The sequence below is a fragment of the Nostoc sp. C057 genome, from assembly GCF_013393925.1.
GTDB lineage: Bacteria > Cyanobacteriota > Cyanobacteriia > Cyanobacteriales > Nostocaceae > Nostoc > Nostoc muscorum_A.
Genome location: NZ_CP040281.1, coordinates 703,248 through 725,751 on the forward strand (window position 1 = coordinate 703,248; position 22,504 = coordinate 725,751).

20 protein-coding genes are annotated in these 22,504 nt (G+C 42.4%); 9 read left to right on the top strand and 11 right to left on the bottom strand.

Translation table 11 applies throughout. From position 1 onward, the window contains the following. Positions 1-4: 4 nt before the first annotated feature. The 3 genes from ureC (at position 5) to FD724_RS02930 (ending at position 2,541) form a co-directional block, all read left to right on the top strand. Positions 5-1,720: an urease subunit alpha gene (gene ureC, locus FD724_RS02920; protein ID WP_179071528.1), complete on the top strand. Its 1,716-nt coding sequence runs from the start codon at positions 5-7 to the stop codon at positions 1,718-1,720. A 355-nt stretch (positions 1,721-2,075) separates the two neighbouring features. Then, entirely contained in the window at positions 2,076-2,306 is a 231-nt protein-coding gene (locus FD724_RS02925) for a type II toxin-antitoxin system HicB family antitoxin (RefSeq protein WP_100898366.1), read from the top strand. 7 nt (positions 2,307-2,313) lie between these two features. Then, positions 2,314-2,541, top strand: a complete 228-nt coding sequence (locus tag FD724_RS02930; protein ID WP_179071529.1) for a type II toxin-antitoxin system HicA family toxin — start codon at positions 2,314-2,316, stop codon at positions 2,539-2,541. A gap of 28 nt (positions 2,542-2,569) precedes the next feature. Here the strand turns inward: FD724_RS02930 and FD724_RS02935 are convergent, their stop codons facing one another. The 3 genes from FD724_RS02935 to groES form a co-directional block, all read right to left on the bottom strand. Then, positions 2,570-2,773, bottom strand: coding sequence for a DUF4351 domain-containing protein (locus FD724_RS02935; RefSeq protein WP_372726518.1), 204 nt, complete (start codon positions 2,771-2,773; stop codon positions 2,570-2,572). Positions 2,774-2,960: 187 nt separating this feature from the next. After that, positions 2,961-4,595 (bottom strand): chaperonin GroEL, encoded by a 1,635-nt coding sequence (gene groL / locus FD724_RS02940; RefSeq protein ID WP_012407589.1) that lies wholly within the window; start codon positions 4,593-4,595, stop codon positions 2,961-2,963. A 101-nt stretch (positions 4,596-4,696) separates the two neighbouring features. Next, entirely contained in the window at positions 4,697-5,008 is a 312-nt protein-coding gene (groES, locus tag FD724_RS02945; RefSeq protein WP_012407590.1) for a co-chaperone GroES, read from the bottom strand. Positions 5,009-5,380: 372 nt separating this feature from the next. Between groES and FD724_RS02950 the strand changes: the two genes are divergently transcribed. Further along, positions 5,381-5,842 (top strand): ferredoxin, encoded by a 462-nt coding sequence (locus FD724_RS02950; RefSeq protein ID WP_179071530.1) that lies wholly within the window; start codon positions 5,381-5,383, stop codon positions 5,840-5,842. A gap of 329 nt (positions 5,843-6,171) precedes the next feature. Further along, a complete protein-coding gene (locus FD724_RS02955; RefSeq protein WP_012407592.1) occupies positions 6,172-6,849 on the top strand; it encodes a response regulator transcription factor in 678 nt (225 codons plus the stop codon). A gap of 77 nt (positions 6,850-6,926) precedes the next feature. On the opposite strand, the gene FD724_RS02960 is transcribed toward FD724_RS02955, so the two are convergent. Further along, a complete protein-coding gene (locus FD724_RS02960) occupies positions 6,927-7,235 on the bottom strand; it encodes an NIL domain-containing protein (RefSeq protein ID WP_114085535.1) in 309 nt (102 codons plus the stop codon). Between the two features lie 535 nt (positions 7,236-7,770). On the opposite strand from FD724_RS02960, the gene FD724_RS02965 reads away from it, so the two are divergent. Both FD724_RS02965 and FD724_RS02970 read left to right on the top strand, forming a co-directional pair. Continuing rightward, entirely contained in the window at positions 7,771-8,910 is a 1,140-nt protein-coding gene (locus tag FD724_RS02965) for a hybrid sensor histidine kinase/response regulator (protein WP_179071531.1), read from the top strand. A 194-nt stretch (positions 8,911-9,104) separates the two neighbouring features. Beyond that, entirely contained in the window at positions 9,105-10,487 is a 1,383-nt protein-coding gene (locus FD724_RS02970; RefSeq protein WP_179071532.1) for an aldehyde dehydrogenase, read from the top strand. A gap of 75 nt (positions 10,488-10,562) precedes the next feature. On the opposite strand, the gene FD724_RS02975 is transcribed toward FD724_RS02970, so the two are convergent. The 3 genes from FD724_RS02975 to FD724_RS02985 all read right to left on the bottom strand — a co-directional run bounded on the left by FD724_RS02975 (position 10,563) and on the right by FD724_RS02985 (position 12,433). Beyond that, positions 10,563-11,168, bottom strand: a complete 606-nt coding sequence (locus FD724_RS02975; protein WP_114085538.1) for a sulfite oxidase-like oxidoreductase — start codon at positions 11,166-11,168, stop codon at positions 10,563-10,565. A gap of 275 nt (positions 11,169-11,443) precedes the next feature. Next, positions 11,444-11,617 (bottom strand): 50S ribosomal protein L32, encoded by a 174-nt coding sequence (gene rpmF, locus FD724_RS02980; RefSeq protein WP_012407602.1) that lies wholly within the window; start codon positions 11,615-11,617, stop codon positions 11,444-11,446. Between the two features lie 333 nt (positions 11,618-11,950). Beyond that, the gene (locus FD724_RS02985; protein ID WP_114085539.1) at positions 11,951-12,433 is read right to left on the bottom strand and encodes a hypothetical protein; all 483 of its coding nucleotides are present in this window, start codon (positions 12,431-12,433) and stop codon (positions 11,951-11,953) included. Positions 12,434-12,633: 200 nt separating this feature from the next. On the opposite strand from FD724_RS02985, the gene FD724_RS02990 reads away from it, so the two are divergent. Further along, complete coding sequence (locus FD724_RS02990) at positions 12,634-14,514, top strand: caspase family protein (RefSeq protein ID WP_179071533.1); 1,881 nt, start codon at positions 12,634-12,636, stop codon at positions 14,512-14,514. 130 nt (positions 14,515-14,644) lie between these two features. On the opposite strand, the gene FD724_RS02995 is transcribed toward FD724_RS02990, so the two are convergent. The 4 genes from FD724_RS02995 to FD724_RS03010 form a co-directional block, all read right to left on the bottom strand. Next, positions 14,645-15,022 carry a Mo-dependent nitrogenase C-terminal domain-containing protein gene (locus FD724_RS02995; RefSeq protein WP_114085541.1) on the bottom strand — a complete coding sequence of 126 codons (378 nt, stop codon included), beginning with the start codon at positions 15,020-15,022 and terminating at the stop codon, positions 14,645-14,647. A gap of 754 nt (positions 15,023-15,776) precedes the next feature. Then, positions 15,777-17,546 (bottom strand): ribonuclease J, encoded by a 1,770-nt coding sequence (locus FD724_RS03000; RefSeq protein WP_114085542.1) that lies wholly within the window; start codon positions 17,544-17,546, stop codon positions 15,777-15,779. A gap of 280 nt (positions 17,547-17,826) precedes the next feature. Beyond that, positions 17,827-18,711 carry a 4-hydroxy-tetrahydrodipicolinate synthase gene (gene dapA / locus FD724_RS03005; protein ID WP_179071534.1) on the bottom strand — a complete coding sequence of 295 codons (885 nt, stop codon included), beginning with the start codon at positions 18,709-18,711 and terminating at the stop codon, positions 17,827-17,829. A 126-nt stretch (positions 18,712-18,837) separates the two neighbouring features. Continuing rightward, positions 18,838-19,875, bottom strand: coding sequence for an aspartate-semialdehyde dehydrogenase (locus FD724_RS03010; RefSeq protein ID WP_179071535.1), 1,038 nt, complete (start codon positions 19,873-19,875; stop codon positions 18,838-18,840). Positions 19,876-20,759: 884 nt separating this feature from the next. Between FD724_RS03010 and tig the strand changes: the two genes are divergently transcribed. Then, on the top strand, positions 20,760-22,211 hold the full coding sequence (gene tig / locus FD724_RS03015) for a trigger factor (RefSeq protein ID WP_179071536.1): 1,452 nt from the start codon (positions 20,760-20,762) through the stop codon (positions 22,209-22,211). The last annotated feature ends 293 nt before the right edge of the window (positions 22,212-22,504 follow it).

Consider the following 22,504-nt stretch of genomic DNA (forward strand, 5'->3'; position numbering starts at 1 on the left):
AGTTATGAGTTACAGAATGGATCGCCGCGCTTACGCCGAAACCTACGGCCCAACAGTAGGCGATCGCATCCGACTTGCAGATACAGAATTATTTATAGAAGTTGAACAAGATTTCACAAGCTACGGCGATGAAGTGAAATTTGGCGGCGGTAAAGTTATCAGAGATGGAATGGGACAATCCCCCATTTCTAACGCCGATGGTGCTGTAGATTTAGTAATTACTAATGCCTTAATTCTCGATTGGTGGGGAATTGTCAAAGCGGATATTGGCATTAAAGATGGCAAGATTTTCAAAATTGGTAAAGCCGGAAATCCTTATATTCAAGACAATGTAGATATTATTATCGGCCCCGGAACGGAAGCTTTAGCTGGTGAAGGAATGATTCTTACTGCTGGCGGGATTGATGCCCATATTCATTTTATTTGCCCCCAACAGATTGAAGTTGCGATCGCTTCCGGGATTACCACTATGATCGGCGGTGGTACTGGCCCCGCTACAGGTACAAATGCCACTACCTGCACCCCCGGACCTTGGAATATTTACCGAATGTTGCAAGCGGCTGATGCTTTTCCCGTAAACTTAGGATTTTTGGGCAAAGGTAATGCCAGTAAACCCCAAGGACTTGTAGAACAAGTAGCCGCCGGTGCAATGGGGTTAAAACTCCATGAAGACTGGGGAACCACACCCGCAGCAATTGATACTTGCCTCAGCGTTGCTGATGCTTATGATGTGCAAGTAGCGATTCATACTGATACCCTGAATGAAGCCGGATTTGTGGAAGATACGATCGCAGCTTTCAAAAATCGTGTCATCCACACTTACCACACCGAAGGCGCTGGCGGCGGACACGCACCAGATATCATCAAAGTTTGCGGTCAAGGCAATGTTTTACCATCTTCCACTAACCCGACACGCCCTTACACCCTCAACACCTTAGACGAACACCTGGATATGTTAATGGTATGTCATCACCTAGATCCTGCGATCGCTGAAGATGTGGCTTTTGCTGAGTCTCGCATCCGCCGAGAAACCATTGCCGCCGAAGATATTTTGCACGACTTAGGCGCATTTAGCATGATTTCCTCCGACTCTCAGGCAATGGGAAGAGTAGGCGAAGTGATAATTCGCACCTGGCAGACATCTCACAAAATGAAGGTGCAGAGGGGAATTCTTAACCCACAGGGAGATGAGCAAAAAGCAGATAATTTTCGGGCAAAAAGATATGTTGCTAAGTATACAATCAACCCTGCGATCGCTCACGGAATTGCTCAATATGTAGGTTCAGTGGAAGAGGGAAAATTAGCAGATTTATGTTTGTGGCATCCCGCGTTTTTTGGCGTGAAACCAGAGATAGTGATTAAAGGCGGAATGATTGCATGGTCGCAAATGGGCGATGCTAATGCCAGTATTCCCACACCGCAACCAGTTTATATGCGCCCAATGTTTGGTAGTTTTGCCGGGGCGCGTCATGCCACATCATTAACTTTTGTTTCACAAGCAGCTTTAGAGAACGAAATTCCTAGCCAGCTAGGTTTACAAAAGGCAGCAGTAGCAGTTTCTGGAACACGCCAATTGAGCAAGCGGGATATGAAGCTGAATGATGCACTACCCCACATTGAAGTAGATCCAGAAACATATCAAGTCAGGGCAGATGGTGAGTTGCTGATTTGTGAACCTGCGACAGTTTTACCAATGGCACAGAGGTACTTTTTGTTTTAATTCATGAGCGAGCAACTTACTGATTACGATAGTCCTTGGAAAGATAGTTATCGAGCCATATTTTCCCCGCTTTCTAGAATTATTTGAGTTCCCTGTGGCGAAACTGTTGGACTATGAGCAAGGGTGGAAAACTTTAGAGTAAACTACCAATCCTTCTGGTGTAATTGTGATGGCACATCTCAAGACCAAGACAACGAAACGAAACTCAGAAAATCGGCCAGGATTAATTTGGCTCATGAGTTTTTATGGAAAAGTGGAAGTGCGTAGGCGTAGCCCGTCGTAGACATCGTTGTAGTTCAAAAAAGCGATACGATAAGAATTAAATCGCTCCAAATAGTAACATCTACATACAATAATGGAAAGATTGCTAAACATCCATATTGAAAAATTACCAGAAGGCGTTTATTTAGCAACATCTGATGAGCTTCAAGGTTTAGTAGCTCAAGGACGGACTGTTGCTGAAACTTTAGAAATTGCCCGTGATGTAGCGCGTAAGTTATTAGAAGCACAATCTCAGGATCAAGAACTAGATTATTTGCAACCAATAGCTGAACAATTTAACTATCCTTTAGTTGTAGGTCAGTAGTTAATTCATGGGACGGCTAGCTGGGTTTAGCTATAGACAGATTATCAAAATATTAAAAACCTTTGGCTTTGTTTTTCATCGTCAAGCCGCAGGGAGTCATGAAATCTGGTTTAATCCTGAAACTAATCGTTACACTACTATTCCCAATCATTCTGGTGATATGCCAGAAGGAACATTACGTGCAATTTTAAAGCAAGCTGCTATTGAACCTGAAGATTTTCTTAACCGCTCTTAGTAATAAAGGGGATTTTTATTCATTTTGATTAAGCTTGTTCCTGCTGTTCTAACCAAGCTACTAAATCAGCAACTTCAGAAAAATCAAGCAAATCTTCTCCCAAATTTTCTAACTGTTCAGCAGATAAATTCCGAACCTGCTCACCTAATGATCCATCAATATCACCAAAACGCCGTTTAAGTAGACGACTTATTAATTTAAAAGCTTCTTTTTGAACGATATCTTGATAAATTACAGATTATTTCATAATATCCCCCCGTAAAAATTGCCGTACCAAATCCTTTTCAAACCACAAACCCGCAAAGCTAAATATTTACAAGCCTTGTCGTAACTCACCCTCTTCCTCTTCTTTTGACACAAAAAAACAGCCCCCTCCATAAAGGAAGCAGCTGTTTTTCAACTTATGTAACTACAAAGTATTAGTAATCGAAGTCGCCGCCACCAGCACCAGCGCCAGCAGGAGCGCCATCTTTTGGTTCAGGCTTGTCAACTATAATACATTCGGTTGTCAACACCATACCAGCGATGGATGCAGCGTTTTGCAGAGCAGAACGAGTCACTTTAGCAGGGTCAACAATACCAGCAGCTAACAAATCGACGAATTCGTTTGTTGCAGCATTGTAGCCAACATTGAATTCTTTCTCTTTAACGCGTTCAGCGATCACAGCACCATTCTGACCAGCGTTTTCAGCAATCCGCTTCAGAGGTGCAGGTAAAGCACGAACAACAATCAAAGCACCAATCAACTCTTCATCTTTAAGATTGCTCTTCGCCCAAACTTCCAATTCAGGAGCAAGGTGAGCCAGAGTTGTACCACCGCCAGGAACGATACCTTCTTCCACAGCAGCTTTGGTGGCGTTGATAGCGTCTTCTAGGCGCAGTTTCTTGTCTTTCATTTCGGTTTCAGTCGCTGCACCAACTTTCACGACAGCGACACCACCAGAGAGTTTAGCAAGACGCTCTTGTAATTTCTCTTTGTCGTAAGAAGATTCGGTTTCATCGATTTGACGACGGATCTGTTCGACACGAGCTTTAACAGCAGCTTCGTTACCTTCGGCAACAATTGTGGTGCTGTCCTTGGTGATGGTGATCCGGCGAGCTTTACCCAGGCTATCCAGCTTGGTGTTATCTAGCTTCAAACCAGCATCTTCGGTAATTAGTTGACCACCAGTTAAAACAGCGATGTCTTCTAGTAGTGCTTTGCGGCGATCGCCAAAACCAGGAGCCTTAACAGCAGCCACGTTGAGTACACCGCGCAAACGGTTTACTACTAAGGTTGCCAAAGCTTCTTTTTCAATATCTTCGGCGATAATTACCAAAGGACGACCAGCACGAGCTACTTGCTCTAACACTGGTACGAGGTCTTGTACCAAAGCGATTTTCTTATCGGTCAGCAGTATGAAAGGCTCATCAAAAACTGCTTCCATCCGCTCAGGGTCAGTAGCGAAATAAGGAGAGATGTAGCCTTTGTCAAAGCGCATCCCTTCAGTGATTTCCAACTCGGTGAACATAGATTTCCCTTCTTCTAGGGAAATTACGCCTTCCTTACCCACCTTGTCCATTGCTTGGGCAATCATCTGACCGACTTCTTCGTCATTACCAGCCGAGATTGCACCAACTTGGGCAATGGCTTTGGAATCTTCCACTGGACGGGCGTGTTCTTTGATTTTGTCTACCAAAAAGGCAGTAGCTTTATCAATACCACGCTTCAGGGAAATTGCGTTAGCACCAGCTGCAACGTTCCGCAAGCCTTCTTTGACGATCGCATGAGCTAAAACGGTAGCAGTTGTGGTGCCATCGCCCGCAGCATCATTGGTCTTAGAGGCAGCTTGACGAATCAAAGCTACGCCAGTGTTTTCAATATGGTCTTCTAATTCGATTTCTTTAGCGATCGTTACACCGTCATTAACAATTTGCGGTGCGCCAAATTTCTTTTCTAGGACTACGTTACGACCTTTGGGGCCAAGGGTAACAGCTACAGCCTCAGCCAGGATGTCAATGCCTCTTTCTAAGGCGCGACGGGCGTTTTCGTTGTAGATAATGCGCTTTGCCATAATTGTTTTAGTTGTCCTTTGTCATTTGTCTTTTGTTCTTCGTCATTTGTCATTTGTCTTTTGTCATTGGCTAATGACTAATGACTAATGACTAATGACCACTAAATAACGACTGCTAAAATATCTTTTTCAGAAAGCAGTACATATTCTTCGGTGCCGAGCTTGATGTCAGTGCCAGCGTACTTGGAGTACAACACTTTATCGCCGACTTTAATTTCCAATTCCTGACGGCTACCGTCTTCGTTACGCTTGCCAGGGCCAAGGGCAACTACTTCCCCTACCTGGGGCTTTTCCTTGGCGGTATCGGGCAAATACAGACCACCTGCGGTCTTTTCCTCTGAGGCGTTCACTTTTACGAAAACGCGATCGCTCAAAGGTTTAACTGTAGAAACGCTTAAAGATAAGGCTGCCATAATTATTTTCTCCAGAGATTAGCACTCTCAACCCCTGAGTGCTAATCTACCTAAAATTGGCATCCAATGGCAAGAATTGCTTGAGTACGGGTTCCCGAACTAGAAGCTCATTGATGTACTTAAGTATTAATGCCTAATTATTTATATCCTTCGGGTTCTGCTCTGTAAGTTACGTATATTTTTATATGGTCATAGGGAGTCGGGAGTCGGGAGTAGTGAAGAGTTTTCCCAATGCCCAATACTTATATTTGAGAGACTCTGCTCAGTACAAGTTTCCCAATGCCCCATTCTCTTCTCAGTCAACTTTATTTGCAAAGCTTGGAAATTGTTATAGAACTGTAATCAGGGAGCTGCTCGATAAGTAACAATACAGTGATCCAGTCAAGCCATCAAATCCCCAAAGCCACTAAATCTCTAGTAGAATATAATGCCCTGAGTAATTGTGTAGAAAGTTTTGGACTTGCAAAAATTCAGCGACACATTTTTATTTGCGCTGACCAGACAATTGCTAATTGCTGCTCAAAACGAGCTAGTCTGGAATCCTGGGAATACTTAAAAGAGCGACTTAAAGAGTTAAAACTTGATGAGTCGCAACAGAATTATTCCTTATGCGTCTACAGAACTAAAGCCAACTGCTTGCGCGTTTGTTGTTCTAGACCCATAATGGTGGTTTACCTTGATGGTGTCTGGTATCGCCAAGCAAACCTGGAAGTTATTGAGCGGATCATCCAAGAACACTTAATAGGCAATAAGGTGGTAAAAGAATATGCGTTTTTCAACCATCCTTTGCCAGAAACTTCCCTAGTTTCTTGTGAACACCTCATAGAGGCTTAACAACCGAAGGATATGGAACAGCAGTAAGCTTTAAGAAAGTGCGGGTTGGTTTTGAGGTAGGGTCATCTTTAAGCCAATACTTACTTGTGAGTCAGAAGGATTATTATTTAATCAGTGTTTTTTCGCCCGCCACTTTCAATGCGATATATAATAGCGCATTATAGATACTACTGCTATACGTATCCTTGCTGGACTTTTGCTATCGAGCTATTAGTCTCTTGAAAATGCTCGGCATTTTTGAGACTTCGAGACAGCAAAGGCAAGTTAAGTAGGAAAAAGGACAACATCTCAAAATAACCCACCATAGAGGATAAATATTCAAGACTTTGATGGACCGAAGCGCGACAAGTGCCACTGCTATGAAAGAGCCCAGCATGAAAGATCACAAACGACTTCTATTGATTGATGATGACCCTAACCTCATCTTGCTGGTGAAGGATTACTTAGAATTCCGGGGATACGAAGTCATCACCGCCGAAAATGGACGTGAAGCTCTGGAAATTTTAGAGCAAGATGTTCCAGACATGATTATCTGCGATGTGATGATGCCGGAAATGGACGGATATACTTTTGTGGAACAAGTCCGGCAAAACGAACGCACCAGTTGGATTCCGGTTCTTTTCCTTTCAGCTAAGGGACAAAGCGCAGACCGAGTTAAGGGTCTGAATAAAGGTGCTGATGTTTATATGGTCAAGCCCTTTGAACCAGAAGAACTCGTAGCCCAAGTTGAATCCTCGCTGAAACAAACTATCCGTTGGAAAGAACACCAAGCAAAAGGAGGCGAAAATGGTTCCCGCATCCAGGTTCCCTTCGATGTGCAATTAACCCCAACCGAACTGAAAGTAGTCCAGTTTGTCGCTAGGGGTTTAGCTAACCGGGAAATTGCTGAAGAACTAAATGTTAGTCAGCGCACAGTTGAAAGCCATGTGTCCAATATGTTGGGCAAAACCAATCTCCATAACCGCACTGAACTAGCGCGGTGGGCGATTGAAAATCAAATGGCCTAAAATCTGTAACGAGTGCTGAGTGCTGAGTGCTGAGTGTTTTTGACTCAGCACTCATAACTCAGGACAGAGAACTCAATTTACCAACCATCTTCTTCAGGGCTGGATTGGTGCAAAACTTCTAAATCCAGTTCATCCAGGTAAGTTAGGGCACTTTCAATCTGAGAAACAGTACCTCGCAGTTCCAGATCGAAGCAGCTATATTGTGGCACGTTTGCGCTTACCTGAGCATCAGCAATAATAACAGTGATCCCATAGTGAGAAACCAGTCGTGAAATGACTGGTTCCTCATGCAAGTCTTTAGGAATACGAACCTGGATGCGAGTTTGGGTGCGTCTATTATCTAAAATATCTGTATTAGATTTTACTTCTTTATTTGGAATTGCCATTCTAGCTTCCTACTCGACTTCTGGGATGAGGGTTTTAGTTTGCACGATTTCTTTTAACACTAGCGTCACTTATCCCACGCAGGCAAGCAAGAAAGTATTTACCTTTGCAAACTATTAATCTACATATAGTCAATGTAAAGAATTGCTCATAATTCGGTAGTTATGAAGTTAATTGTTATTCTATAGTGGTTTTTGAGCAGATTGAATATAGCGTTTTGTAGGGTTACAACAATTGTTGTAACCCTAATTTATTTATGTATAAAAAAATATTATTGCAGGGAGGTATCCTAAGTATTATATGTTACTTTTTCAGAGTTTTAGGGAACTCTATTACTAGAAATTACGAGCCATAATTCAATTAGTTTGTAGCTATCTGCTAAAAAGGTAAGTAAAGTAGTTTTTAAAACACATTTATATAAATTTATTAGTAAACAATTTTCTTTGGAGGAAGTTTTCTTAAGAGAACTATCTAAAAAACTATACCAATAAACCAGTTTCCCTAAAAATTTGCTTTTATCCCGTACCCTGCATCTATATGACTTCACAATCTTCTCGTTCTGGCAAAATTCTGGTAGTTGATGACTCTCCTGATAACGTGTTTTTGATCAAAACTATCTTGGAGGAAGAAGGTTACACGATTAGCACCGCAGAAAATGGGATTTCGGCTTTAGCAGAATTGAAAGCTTCTCCTTGTGACTTGGTTCTGCTGGATCTGATGATGCCAGATATGGATGGGTACGAAGTCACCAAGCACATTCGCGGTGATATGAAACTGCCGCAATATATCCCCATACTGCTGATTACTGCCCACGATGCACCCAACGTTGCTCACGGATTAGACTTGGGTGCTGATGATTTTATCCGTAAACCTGTAACTGTGGATGAATTGCTGGCACGAGTGCGATCGCTCCTACGTTTGAAGCATAGTATGGATGAACGTGATGAAATTGCCCGCCAGCGAGAAGATTTTGTCTCTCGTCTCACCCACGATTTACGCACTCCCTTAGTGGCGGCCGATCGCATGTTGATGCTATTTCAGCAAGGTGCATTGGGAACATTATCACCACAAATGCAGGAAGTAATCACCATTATGGCCCGTAGTAATATCAACCTGCTTACTATGGTCAATACCTTATTGGAAGTTTATCGCTTTGAAGCAGGTCGCAAAAGTTTGGCATTTCAACCAGTTAATCTGGGACGTTTGCTAGAGGAGGTGACTGGAGAATTAGCACCTCTAGCTCAAGCTAAAACACTGTCGCTAAATTTGGATTTTACTGAAGAGTCAAACACAGTTATGGGCGATCGCTTAGAATTACATCGTTTATTTACAAACCTGATCGGCAATGCAATCAAATTTACCGACTCCGGGTCTGTGACTATTCGTTTTACTTCTCAACGACAGTTAGACAAAAGTAGCCAATCTCAGTTATCTGGACAATCCAATCCCGTTGAATATATCAGCATTGCGATCGCAGATACTGGCTCAGGTATTCCCACCGAAGAACAGTCCACCATATTTGAACGATTTCGTCAAGGTAGTCACAAGAGTTCTGGTAGTGGCTTAGGACTCTACCTTGCTCGTCGAATTGTCGAGGCACATCAAGGCATTATTTTGCTGAATTCTGAATTGGGGAAAGGTAGTGTATTTATTGTCCTTTTACCCGCCATAACATGAGAAAATTAGCAATTATAATTTATGAATTACGGGGTATTTTATCCTGATATTTCATAAATTATAACTTTACTAATATCTCCCAATAATTCCAAGTAAATATTTTAATTAGAAAGTCAAACGCTAAAAAATGACAAATTAAATATGCTGAGATAGCAACGCCACATTAAAAACATAGTTTTTGAGGATACCCAACAATGATTACCACTGAATTATCTAAGATTGGCGATATTATCCAGAATCAGCGAGAGTTTTTTGAAACTGGTAAAACTAAAGATGTTACTTTTCGCATTGAACAACTTAAAAATCTCAAGCAAGCCATAATTGAGCATGAACAAGCAATAGTCGAGGCATTAAAAGCGGATTTACATAAACCAGAATTGGAGATTTACATTACAGAAATAGGCGTAATTAAGGAAATTGATTATGCTATAAAACATATCAATACCTGGACTAAGCCCAAAAAAACAGCAGTTTCCTTTGATTTTTTTTCCTACTCAGCAAAAATTTATCCAGAACCTTTAGGGGTTGTTTTAATCATTGGCCCTTGGAACTATCCATTTCAGTTAATTATCTCACCGTTAGTAGGTGCGATCGCAGCCGGGAATTGTGCAATTATCAAGCCTTCAGAAATCGCTTCTCATACCTCTAGTGTCGTTGCTAAGATTATTGCCAAACATTTCGACCCAGCTTATATTGCAGTCGTAGAAGGAGATGTGGAAGCAAGTCAAAAACTACTTGCAGAAAAGTTCGATCATATCTTTTTTACGGGTGGCACAGCTATCGGCAAAATTATTATGGCAGCAGCAGCCAAATATCTCACACCAGTGACTTTAGAATTGGGTGGTAAAAGTCCTTGTATAGTAGATACTGATATTAATCTTGAACACACTGTCAGACGAATCACTTGGGGCAAATTTATTAATGCCGGACAAACTTGTATCGCCCCTGACTATCTTTTAGTTAATAAAAAAATCAAAAAAGATTTAATAGATGGGCTGAAAAAATGCCTAAGAGAGTTTTATGGTGATAATCCTATAAGTAGTCTTGATTATGCCAGAATTATCAGTCAAAAACACTTTGATAGATTGGTGAATTTTCTCAAAGATGGTGAAGTTATCATCGGTGGAGAAAATCAATCTTCAGAGCGTTATATCGCTCCCACAGTGATTGATAATGTCTCTTCGGAAGATTCTGTAATGCAGGAAGAGATTTTTGGGCCAATTTTACCAATTATTGAATATACTGACGTTGCCGAAGCGATCGCGTTGATTAACTCTAAACCTAAACCTCTGGCGTTATACTTATTTTCTCAAAACAAAAATCTGCAAAAGCGAGTTTTACAGGAAACTTCATCTGGTGGGGTCTGCATCAATGACACAGTGATGCAGGTTGGTGTCTCGTCTTTACCATTTGGTGGTGTAGGAGATAGCGGCATTGGCAACTATCACGGCAAAGCTAGTTTTGACACTTTTTCCCATAACAAAAGTGTATTGCAAAACTCCTTCTGGCTCGATTTAAAATGGCGATACGCTCCTTATGAGGGCAAATTACCACTCATAAAGAAACTTTTGGGTTAAAAAAATTAGGAGTTAAGGATAAAAATCCACAACTCCTAATTATGCCAATTTTGGATTAAAGAAGAAATTTAAAATCTAAAATCCAAAAGCGTTGCTGTAACGCTCCTCAGCCCAAGGTTCACCACGGCGATGGTAGCCATTGCGCTCCCAAAAACCAAGTTCTTCACCAGCTAAAAACTCTAAACCATTAATCCACTTAGCACTTTTCCAAGCGTAGAGGTGGGGAACAACTAGCCGCATCGGGCCACCGTGTTCAGATGGAAGGTCTTCACCAAAGACTTTAAAGGCAAAGAAGTTTTCTTCCCGGATGAAATCTTCTACAGAAATATTTGTAGTGTAGCCGCCGTAGCAGTGTTCCATAATGTGGGCTACTTTCGGATCTAGCTCAATCAGATCCATGAAATCTGTAACTTTAATGCCAGTCCATTTGACATCAAGCTTAGACCAGCGCGTTACACAGTGGAAGTCTGCCGTAAATTCGTGTTGAGGTAGCGCCATAAAGTCTGACCAGCTAAAGGTAGCAGGTTTTGCCAAACCCCAAACTCGAAACTCCCATTCCTCAATGCTGACTTGAGGAGTTGCGCCGTAAGTTAGTACGGGGAAACCTTTTGCTAAGTGTTGACCAGGAGGAACCCGTTCCCCCTCTTCTTTCCCTGGTTTTTGAAAAAATTTTCCTAGCATAGTTGGAGAAAAATAAGTTTTCTCAAGGTGTTTACAAGCTTTCTTGCTGAATTGCCAACACTACCAGATGTTTTACTTTTATATGATTTGATTATCACTCATCAGTGATAGGTAATGGGTAATGGATGTTCCCAATTACTCACTACCAATTTTTATCGAGCTAATGAGCTTGTGTAGAGTCTTTATGATTCAAAATGCAATCAGGAAAGCTAATAAAAAGCGTTGATCCAGTAGTAAGAATATTGGTGCTGTTTATGCTTTGCCTGACTGGGAAATTATGATTCTTCTTCCTCTTCTTCAGCCGTTGGATACACAAATGTAGAACGTCCAGTCAAAATTGACTTACCCAGAGAGAGGGCTTTCTGAGCTTCGACGACGGCTTTGTGCCTCCAGGTAGCTCGACGTTTATCTCGTTTTGATTTGGAAGTTTTCTTCTTAGGAACAGCCATGTCAGCAGATATCGCGATTCTTGACAACCTTCTTATTCTAGGCCATCCACTGACGCGAAGAACAACAGGTAAGTTGAATTGATAGGTTGAGATTGAAGTAGAACACAGAAATAGAGGGAATTATTTAAGTATTCCACTCTTTACGTCTCCGTGTCTAACTCAACGAATAAGCAGGGAGAAGAGGGCAGGGAGCGGGGGGAAATGACCCCTTCATCCTTGGATCTGAGCCCCCACTTCTGTTAAGTGGTTCTGGAACAGGGAGGGGTCGAATCCCCTTTCTGTTCTATTCCCCCTGCTCCCTGCTCCCTGCTCCCTTGCCTCTTCTTCAATCCTTCATTTTTTGCTTGATACACCGTTAGCTGCTGTAGAGCTATTGTCAAAGAAAAGTAGCGATCGCGCAGTTTTGAAGTAAGTAGCCCAGTTTTGGGCATCGGGACGCGATCGCCATTGGGGACGACTCACATCTAATGCCAGAACTGGTGCGATCGCTCCAAAATTTTGTACGGATACAATGATTGAAACATCTGTCACCAAGATATCTTGGTCGAAGCTCCTTTGGGCGGCTGCTCTAGCGGCCGCTTCCGCTCTCCGTAGAACGGTTTCATAGTTTTCTTCCGGCAGGCGGTCAATAGCTAGATCGACTCTCGCGGTGTAAGCTCGTACAACCTGGGGCGCGATCGCTTCCGTCAAAAACCACGCAGGAACAGTGGATATGAGCAAAATTAATAAAGGAACTATCCGGATTCTTCTGGCAATTTGGCTAATAACTGAAAAGGGAGTGATCGATGATGGTAGGTGAGCAGCAATCTTGCTCATGACCTTCTATCTCCTTAGTGATGATCTGTTATTGAAATTAGGTAAAAGGTATTTTCCGACTAGCTAACGTAATAAAAATTACATTCTAGCTTAAGATTCGATGAGAATCACCTAGACTATAAGACATAGGTTAGCTTTGTTTTTTTGGCAAAGCCAACCGCAATTTTAAGACCAGCAAACAATAACTGACAAAGAGCGGGATGGCAAATTACTGGGCGATCGCGATTGGCATCAATCACTATCAGTTATTTCAACCTTTAAGTTGTGCCCAAGCCGATGCTGAGGCACTAGAGGATTTTTTGGTGACAGAGGCAGGCTTTCTCCCCAAACATTGCCTGCTAATGACGGATACTTCGCCGCCAATTGGAGATCGATCAACTTATCCAACTAAAGAGAATATTCTGCTGCTGCTTGAGGATTTGGCAGCTACAAGTTGGCAACCGGAAGACTATCTGTGGTTATTCTTTAGCGGTTATGGAGTCAATTACAAGGGCAAAGATTACTTAATGCCAGCAGAGGGCAACCCCGAACTCGTGCAAGAGACTGGCATCGAATTGCGATCGCTAATGCAAAGTCTCCAACTTGCTGACTTGAATGTATTGCTACTACTCGATATCAACCGCGCTTTTGGCACTCAAGCGGATGCTCCCGTTGGTGAAGAAACAATAGAACTAGCCCAAGAACTACAACTAGCGACAATTCTTTCTTGTCAACCAGAACAATTTTCCCACGAAAGTAGCGAATTAGGTCACGGATTCTTTACAGCAGCTTTATTAGAAGCTTTGCGTTCTGGTAATGGCAGTAACCTGTCAGATTTAGAAAGTTACCTAAGTCTGGTCATGCCAAAATTATGTCACCACCACTGGCGGCCTGTCCAAAACCCTGCAACTATTATCCCATCAAGGGCGCAGATAATCTTGCCAGAATTGGCAATAGAAAATGGCTTTGAAGCAAATCCGGTGATTTATCCCGAAGAATCTTTTGCTGTTGCTCTTGCAGCCCCTCCCCTTGACGATTACCCCAGAACTTCAGCACAACGGGGTAGATGGGGAGAAGCTACTGTGAACTCTTCTCAGCAGGTGAAGGCTTATAAGGTTGAGAAGCCTAAAGCTCAACCAGTCCAGGAGTCAGCTACTAGCTTAGTTTCCCAGCCAATGGCGGAAACTTCTTTAGGAGCGAATCCCAAGGGAAGATTTATCCCCAATTCCTCCAAAGGTTACGTCTCTCGATTGCCATCAAATCAGCCAAGTCTCCCTTTTTGGAAACAGTTTATCTTGTGGGGCGGAGGCAGCTTGCTAGTAGCAGGTTTAATTGCCGTAGTTTTTCTTCGCAATCAAGAAACTTTTAGAATTAAGCAAATATCAACTGCATCGCCTAGTGCTACTGCTAGCGATCGCCAGATTATCGAGAACTTACCAAGTGATAGTACTTCAGTAGTTAGACTTAACAATCAATCTAGCGCCCAAATCATCTCTAGTTCCGAGTCGAAAAAGCGGAATCAAGCAGTATTAGACTTGGCGAAAATGTCGCTCAGACAAACTCAGGCTAGTGATTTGAGTATGGCGATCGCTACAGCCCGGAAAATTAAACCTGGTGAGCCACTGTACGAACAAGCTCAGGAAAATATTAAGATTTGGAGCCGAATGATTTTAGATTTAGCAGAGGGTCGTGCTAAACAAAGACAATATGCTAGTGCCATTGCCGCCGCTCGATTAATTACCAAAGATGAAGCCCCCTACGCCAAAGCACAAGCAGCAATTAACCTGTGGCGGCTAGAGGGCAAGCAGTATGTGAGTAACAAAACTCTTTTAGATGCAGCTAATGCCTTAATTAAGTCTGGACAGGCATCTACCTACAATCGGGCGATCGAAGTTGCCAAGAAAGTACCAGCAGGTCAACCAGGCTTTGATAGTGCCCAAAAGTCGATCAATAAATGGAGTGAGAAAATTTTAGACATGGCCAAGCGTCGCGCTGCCGAAGGAGATCGTAGTGCCGCAATTGCGACCGCTGCGTTAGTGCCAGAGGAAACAGCCGCTTATGAAGATGCTCAGGATGCCATTCAAAAATGGCAAAAGAAATAGTAAAAAAATAATAAAAAATGGTTAGGAGTTAGGAATTAGGAGTTATATTATTGATCCCCGACCTCTTACTCCTGACTCCGACCTCTTACTCCTGACTCCTAACTTTTTCCTCAGCGTTCATATCTCAGTATTAGCAGTACTGCGATACATCTTCGCCACACTCGTCGGCTAGATAGCACAACGCTCGGAAACGTAAACCAACCACTTCTTCATATAAGGGGTTGAGCTTGCACATGGGTGGGATGTGAAACAAGGTCTTCCCAAATACTTTGACATCGCGCTCAAAGGGGCATTGAGATGGGATCAGTTTGCACAAACGATGAGCTAATTGGCGATCACGGACTTGAATGTTTTCTACTCGTTGCCGTAGGGGTTGGAGAATATCCCAGTAAGGCTTGGAAGGAGAATGGTTAAGCTGGCTTACTTTATGGTCAGTAGTCTCTGCTTGATTGATTGACACCCAGCTCGCCAGAAAAATCTTTTTCGTGGTATTGTCGAATACCTTCATGGTTAATCCTCTGTGTTATTGAGGTTATTCACCTTTTTGATGAATATATACAACGTGGCAACGAACTTTCCCGGAAAAATCGCGTTCTGACTGCGATATAATGTAATACCTGATTAGCCACTTAAGTCAGAACCTAATTTATTACTACGTCAAGTTAATCGCAAATTTCTGGGGATCGGTAGTGTAATATTACGATCTTGTTCATAACTTGACACAGTTTAAATTCTAATAAAGACATCCATCATTGGATAGGTTTTAGTGTAACATTTACAGAACTTAATATAAGGTCTTTCTAAAAGAATTTTTGCTAAGTATAAACATCAGTAATACCCTAGAAGGCATTTTTCCTCTCTGTGTTCCCACTTTCTCACGTAAGTGTGTCGTATTCATAGCTGGCTGAATGCCTTAAAAGTAGGATTTTTGAGCGAGTAGAATCGATTGCATTTCACAAAACTTACGTTGCCAGTGGCAATTTGAGAATCATACAGTCTAACGCATTAAAATCAGGTGAACTTGCTTATGGGTGTTTTTGTACTCTACAGCGCAATCCATGCTGGCAGTACGCTGTACGCACGCCTTCAGTGACAGCAACCTAACAAGTTAGATCGAAGAACTATAGGCAAGCTCTATACCCATGAGAAAAGAAAGCGCAAAGACGTTCAGAAAAATTCTGTGTCTTTGCGCCCATCGAAGTTTGAGCGGTGAAAGCCACTGCTCAAACTTCTCTCTGTATGAGATTTTTACCTTAAATTCTCTATGATGCTACCTGAGCAGCAGTCCGAGTCCGCCGTCTTCTGCCATCGGCAACTTTTACAGGTGGCTCATCAGGGATTTGCATCAACAAAGTCACAGATGGCTGACATTGCAATTCTCGACGGATGGAACGTTGCAATTCTCGTTCTAAAGTTCCTTGCAATCCGCCCCAGTCTATATCTGCTGCTTCACCGCCAGGGGCAAATTCTGTCCAGCGCACAGTGAGGATTTCTTCAATGCGTTGTTTTACCCAGGTTTGTAGCAGCGATCGCTCTACAGTTGTAACTACACCCCGCAGGTGAGTTTCTGGTTTCGCCAACAGTTTACCATTCCAATCAATTGCAGCTGCGATCGTGATAATGCCTTCTGAAGCCATACGTTGCCGTTCTTGTAAAACTTTGGCGCTTACCATACCCGAACTGGTAGTATCCACCAATTCGATACCAGATGGCACTTTACCAGCAACGCGAATAGCATCTTCAGTCAGTTCGACAATATCACCATTTTGAATAATGATCATATTTTCTGCGGGAATACCCATACTCTGAGCCGTTTCTGCGTGCTTCACTAGCATCCGATGTTCGCCGTGAAATGGTACAAAGAACTTGGGTCGAGTTAAGGCAATCATCAGCTTTTGCTCTTCCTGACAGCCGTGACCGGAGACGTGAATCCCTTTATCCCGACCGTAGACTACTTTTGCACCCTGAATCATCAATTTATCAATGGTGTTGACTACTGCGATCGTATTTCCGGGAATTGGGTTAGCAGAGAATACTACCGTATCTCCTTGGCGGATTTTGATGTGAGGATGTTCTTTGTTGGCAATGCGGGTCATTGCTGCCATCGTTTCACCCTGAGAACCTGTAGTTAAGACTAAAACTTTTTCGTCAGGGAGATTACGAACTGCGTGCAATGGTTGCAGCAAATTATCTTCACACTTGATGTAACCTAAATTGCGGGCATGAGCAATCAAGTTCAGCATAGAACGCCCGACAACCGTTACTACACGGTTCTGCTTCTTGGCGATATCCAAAATCATATTGATGCGATGCACGCTAGAAGCAAAGGTTGTGACAAATAATCGCCCAGTGGCTTGACTAAATACTCTCTCCAGATTTGGATAAACCGAACGTTCTGAAGGTGTAAATCCTGGTATCTCAGCGTTGGTGGAATCACTTAGCAGGCAAAGAACGCCTTTTTCACCATGTTCTGCTAGTCGTTGCAAATCAAACTTTTCACCATCTACTGGGGTATGGTCAATTTTGAAATCCCCGGTGTGAATGACTACACCAAGGGGAGTATGAATGGCAACAGTGAAACTATCAGCGATGGAGTGGGTGTTACGAATATATTCCACTAAAAAGTTTTTGCCAATCCGCACTACATCACGTGGTAAAACTGTTCTGATTTCTGTGCGATCGCGGACTCCTGCTTCTTCCAATTTACCCTCTAGCATCGCCATTGCTAGCCTAGGCCCATAAATCACAGGGATATCAAACTGCTTGAGATGGAAAGCAATCCCACCGATATGGTCTTCATGACCGTGAGTAACGATCATCCCCTTAATTTTGTGGCGATTTTCCCGTAGATAGGTCGTATCTGGCAAAACAATATTTACTCCATGCATCGCCTCTGTGGGAAAAGCCAATCCTGCATCTAACAGGATAATTTCATCGTCATACTCAAAAAGACAGGTATTTTTCCCAATTTCGTGCAAACCGCCCAAAGGAATAATTTTCAAGGCGGAATTATTAGCTTCGTTTTTAGCCATTTTCTCCTTAGATTGTTACTTGTAGTTAATTAAGTTGATAGTTAACTTTCTTTGTATTTAAGACAACATCATCTGTCTCTTAAGTCATTCTGAAAGCAATCAAGTTTTAATTGAAATTTTCAATTTTTTATTCAATAAAATCGACTGTACACTTAAGGATTCATAGTATATCTATCAGTCCTAGCACAGGTTTTTAAATTGCAACTTATGAACAATTATGGTCATTGTTTATATCTATCTTTAGAAAGCAGCAGACTACCAATGTTTAACTAGATGGTGGCTAGATTAAACTAAGTTCTTTCAGAACCGCTTCTAACTTTTGACTTACTTCTAAATCAGCTTCACATAGCGGTGGACGAGTTGAACCAACCTCCCAACCTTGGAGTTTCAGCGCTTTTTTCACTGGAATAGGATTTGAAGTGAGAAATAAAGCTTTAAACAACGGGAAGAGTTGCAGATGAATCTCGCTTGCTACCTCAATTTTTCCCGCATTAAAAGCTTGGATCATCTGCTGTAGTTGGTTTCCTACCAGATGAGAAGCCACACTTACCACACCCTTTGCCCCGATCGCTAACAAAGGCAAAGTCATGTAATCATCACCAGAATAGATGTGGAATTCTTTTGGTGTCAAGCGACGAATTTCGCTTGCCTGGTCTATGCTACCAGTGGATTCTTTAATCCCGACAATATTGCTAACCTCAGCTAACCGGGCAACTGTTTCTGGCTGAAGGTTTTGTCCGGTACGACCTGGGACATTGTATAACAACAATGGTAAGTCGGGACAGGCTTGTGCTATTGCCTGAAAGTGCGCTTCCAATCCCGCTTGCGGCGGTTTGTTGTAATAAGGAACAACTTGTAAGGAACCATGTACTCCTATCTTAGACGCTTTTTGGGTGGCAGCGATCGCTTCTTTCGTGGAATTTGAACCACAACCTGCGATCACCTTGGCTTTTCCTGCCACGGACTGCAATACCTCGACAAACAACTGGTATTCCTCATCCCAACTCAAGGTAGGGGATTCTCCTGTTGTGCCACACATCACCAATGTATCTGTACCGTTGTTAGCTAGATGCACTGCCAGTTCTGCCGCTACACCATAATCTACACTACCGTCTGCTTTAAACGGTGTAATCATAGCGGTTAAAACATTACCAAAATCTCCCACCCTGTTTTCACTCCTGATTGCCCATGTTTTTGTATCTTGGTGGTTTCCTATTGTAATAACCTATCTGCAAATTGCTTTCAAGTGTCATTTGTCATTTGTCCTTTGTCACTTACCAATGACCAATGACTAATGACTAATAGCTAATGGTTTGAGTAGATTTTTTTCTACCAGTAACTCGGCGATTTGTATTGCATTCAATGCTGCGCCTTTGCGGATTTGGTCGCCGCACAACCATAATTCCAAGCCACAAGGATGAGAAATGTCCTGACGGATTCTTCCCACTAAAACTTCATCTCTACCTGTTGCTTCAATTGGCATCGGAAAATGATTAGTTTCCCAATCTTCTACCAATTTCACTCCAGGGGAGGAATTTAAAATTTCTCTGGCTTCCTCAGCACTAAAGGGAGTCTCAAATTCTAAATTAATGGCTTCTGAATGGGCGCGGAGTACGGGAACCCGTATACAGGTCGCAGTGATTCTGATTTGCTGCGTGCCAAATATTTTTCGGGTTTCGTTGACCATTTTCATCTCTTCCTCACAATAACCCAAATCATTTAATGGTGAGTTGTGGGGAAATAAATTAAATGCCAATGGGTAAGGCAATACCTCAGCAACTGGCGGCTGTCCTTGTAGTATAGCGCTTGTTTGGGCTTTGACTTCTGCCATTGCCCTAGCCCCTGCACCACTAGCAGATTGGTAGGTTGAAGCCACGATACGTTGCACTGGTTTAACTTGGTGCAATGGCCATACTGCCACAGTCATCAAAATCGTTGTGCAGTTAGGGTTAGCAATAATGCCTTGATGATTGGCTGCGGCTTGTGGATTAACTTCTGGCACTATTAGAGGAACTTCTGGGTTCATCCGAAAGGCACTGGAGTTGTCAATTACCACTGCACCCTTTGCCACGGCAACTGCTGCCCAAGCCTTAGATGTGGAACCACCCGCGCTAGCTAGTACTATATCGACATTTTCAAAGGCGCGATCGCTCACTGGCTCTACTGGGATATTTTCTCCTTTAAACCGTAGCGATCGCCCAGCACTCCGCTCTGATGCCAATAACTTCAAGTCAGCAATCGGAAAATTACGGCTTTCTAATAATTCCAGCAACTCTGTGCCAACTGCACCAGTAGCTCCCAAAATAGCTAAACGATAGGATTTCGACAAACTTGCTTCCTCCTTTAAGAGACTTATCTGCAATTTTTTGGAACAATTGACAATTTATTTATATTTAAATAGCGATCGCAGTCTTGAAATTAATTTTGAATAGATTGAGATTTTCTCTAATTTAGTCTATCTTTAGTAGATTTAATAAATTTATTTACTTGGGTTATTTAATAAGTTAAGTGATGTTGCATTTGACAACAACCGCCATCTAACTTTATTCATTTATCTAAACTATATTATATTATTGTACAACAAAGCGCCATCTAGCAGAAAAATACATATATCTGCACTTAGACATTTGACCTGTAAGGTGAATAAACGTCTTGGCTGTAAAGTGAGTTGCCAGCACGATGAATGTACTATGATGCAAATGGTATAAAATTCGCAACCGATAAAATCGAGCTATGCGGCTAGGCAGCCTGTTTAATCCTGTACCAAAATATAGCTAGACTCAATGCTATAACTTTGAAGTAATAAACTACTGACTGAAAATCAGAATATCACGGTCTTAGCCCACCGAATAATGAATTCTTGACTTTCCAGTGCTAAATTCAGACTAACTGAAAATTACGGACTGGGGAATAAGGATAAAAATCTTCCCAATCCGCAATGATTCAGCGCTTATTACAAATATTAGGCAAGAAACCCCAGACGTTCTTAGCCCTGGGAGTGTCAATAATTGTTATGACGGTAAATTGTCAAGTCCTTGGCCATTGGCAGTAAACTGGATATCTGTGCCAAGACACACAATCCATCCTTGGATGTCATAAAGCCTTGTGACAAACTCCCCCTCCTCCCTAAGAGACATCAAGCCATAAACGCGAAAAATTATTGCGTCTTGTGTGTACTCGGAGATTAAAATACCAGAAAACTAGAGACGAAGCATGAAAGTTACCCAGGAAAAACTTCCCGCCAGCCAAATTGGCCTGGAAATAGAGATTACGCCGGAAATTACCAAGCAAACTTACGAACAGGTCATTAAAAACTTAGCGAGTACTGCCAATATTCCTGGGTTTCGTAAAGGCAAGGTACCTCGGCCGATATTACTACAAAGGCTGGGTACAACTCGTATCAAGGCAGCAGCGCTGGAAGAACTAATTCAAGACGGCATTGAGCAAGCAGTTAAACAAGAAGCTATCCCGGCAATCGGTCAGCCGCAATTGCGCTCCTCATTTGAGGATTTGATTAATAATTATGAACCTGGAAAACCTCTGACGATTTCGGCCGCTGTCGATGTAGAACCAGAAGTAAATCTAGTGCAGTACACTGATTTGCTTTTCCAAGCCGAAGAAGTCAAGTACGATCCAGAACGAGTGGATAGTACCCTTGAGAAGGAACGTCAAGAATTAGCGACATTAATTCCTGTGGAAGGACGTTCAGCCCAAATCGGTGATATTGCCGTAGTCGATTTTAAAGGCTCATTTGCTAAAGCCGAGGGTGAAGACGAGGGTGAAGACGAAACAGCCGAACTAGAACCTATTCCGGGAGCCGAAGCAACTGATTTTCAAGTTGAATTGCAGGAAGATAAGTTTATCCCAGGCTTTATATCGGGAATAGTAGGGATGAATCCTGAAGAAACTAGAGAAATCGCGGCTCAGTTCCCAGATCCTTATGCTAATGAGGATTTAGCTGGAAAAGCAGCAACTTTCACAGTGACGCTCAAAGAACTGAAGGAAAAGGAACTACCAGAAATAAATGACGATTTCGCCCAGGAAATCAGCGATTTTGAAACCTTAGAGGAGTTACGCGCTTCTTTGGTAGAGCGATATCAAAAAGAGGCGGATGACAAAACAAAAACAAATAAGCAGGAAGCCTTGTTAACGGAACTGCTTAAGCACGTAGAAGTTGACTTACCACTAACCTTGGTTGAACAAGAAGTGGATGCAATGCTAACGCAAACAGCAATGCGCCTGTCTCAGCAGGGATTAGATGTGAGGAAGTTGTTTACTCAAGATATTATTCCTCAATTGCGAGAGCGATCGCGTACTGAGGCCATCGAACGCATCAAACGTTCTTTGTCCTTGCGGGAAGTCGGTAAACGCGAATCTATTGAGGTAACACCAGAAGAAATCGCAGCCAGAGTCAAAGAACTTTTGGAACAGTACCCAGAAGAAAAAGAGGTTGATGAAGATAGGCTGCGCTCCATCGTGGAAAACGAACTATTAACCGAAAAAACCATCGATTGGCTTTTAGAACATTCCTCAGTTGAACTTGTACCCGAAGGCTCCTTGAGTCCCTCTGAGGAAACGGAAGCCGCAGAATCTGATGCAGATGCTGAGATATCTCAGACAGAGGAAGAAAGCAGCGAACCTTCTACAGAAGTCACAGAAGGATAGTACAAAATCCCAAAGCCATAAGTTCACCAGTCCTGAGTTAAAGTACTGGTGAAATGGGTAAAGTAAGGGAGCAGGGACAAAAATAACCAATCCTCAATACCCACTGGGATAAAGTCAAAATAATTTAAAGAATTAATGAATTTTTGGCAAATTGTGACACATGTTATGGACTGAGCTTGATACTGTGTTACACGAGAGGAAGTTATATGAGGCATAATGGTTAACACGTAGCTATAAAAATTCGATTCGTCGAAAAGGCAGTATTTGCTGCTGAAACATTTGTCCTAAATTAC

What these genes read in the sequence shown, in the direction of transcription:
- FD724_RS02965 (WP_179071531.1), top strand. Translation starts at nt 7,771, where the DNA reads ATGACTTCACAATCTTCTCGTTCTGGCAAAATTCTGGTAGTTGATGAC.
- FD724_RS02975 (WP_114085538.1), bottom strand. Translation starts at nt 11,168, where the DNA reads ATGCTAGGAAAATTTTTTCAAAAACCAGGGAAAGAAGAGGGGGAACGG.
- FD724_RS02925 (WP_100898366.1), top strand. Translation starts at nt 2,076, where the DNA reads ATGGAAAGATTGCTAAACATCCATATTGAAAAATTACCAGAAGGCGTT.
- groL (WP_012407589.1), bottom strand. Translation starts at nt 4,595, where the DNA reads ATGGCAAAGCGCATTATCTACAACGAAAACGCCCGTCGCGCCTTAGAA.
- FD724_RS02985 (WP_114085539.1), bottom strand. Translation starts at nt 12,433, where the DNA reads ATGAGCAAGATTGCTGCTCACCTACCATCATCGATCACTCCCTTTTCA.
- FD724_RS02970 (WP_179071532.1), top strand. Translation starts at nt 9,105, where the DNA reads ATGATTACCACTGAATTATCTAAGATTGGCGATATTATCCAGAATCAG.
- FD724_RS02955 (WP_012407592.1), top strand. Translation starts at nt 6,172, where the DNA reads ATGGACCGAAGCGCGACAAGTGCCACTGCTATGAAAGAGCCCAGCATG.
- ureC (WP_179071528.1), top strand. Translation starts at nt 5, where the DNA reads ATGAGTTACAGAATGGATCGCCGCGCTTACGCCGAAACCTACGGCCCA.
- FD724_RS02995 (WP_114085541.1), bottom strand. Translation starts at nt 15,022, where the DNA reads ATGAAGGTATTCGACAATACCACGAAAAAGATTTTTCTGGCGAGCTGG.
- groES (WP_012407590.1), bottom strand. Translation starts at nt 5,008, where the DNA reads ATGGCAGCCTTATCTTTAAGCGTTTCTACAGTTAAACCTTTGAGCGAT.
- FD724_RS02930 (WP_179071529.1), top strand. Translation starts at nt 2,314, where the DNA reads ATGGGACGGCTAGCTGGGTTTAGCTATAGACAGATTATCAAAATATTA.
- FD724_RS02990 (WP_179071533.1), top strand. Translation starts at nt 12,634, where the DNA reads ATGGCAAATTACTGGGCGATCGCGATTGGCATCAATCACTATCAGTTA.
- FD724_RS03000 (WP_114085542.1), bottom strand. Translation starts at nt 17,546, where the DNA reads ATGGCTAAAAACGAAGCTAATAATTCCGCCTTGAAAATTATTCCTTTG.
- rpmF (WP_012407602.1), bottom strand. Translation starts at nt 11,617, where the DNA reads ATGGCTGTTCCTAAGAAGAAAACTTCCAAATCAAAACGAGATAAACGT.
- tig (WP_179071536.1), top strand. Translation starts at nt 20,760, where the DNA reads ATGAAAGTTACCCAGGAAAAACTTCCCGCCAGCCAAATTGGCCTGGAA.
- FD724_RS02960 (WP_114085535.1), bottom strand. Translation starts at nt 7,235, where the DNA reads ATGGCAATTCCAAATAAAGAAGTAAAATCTAATACAGATATTTTAGAT.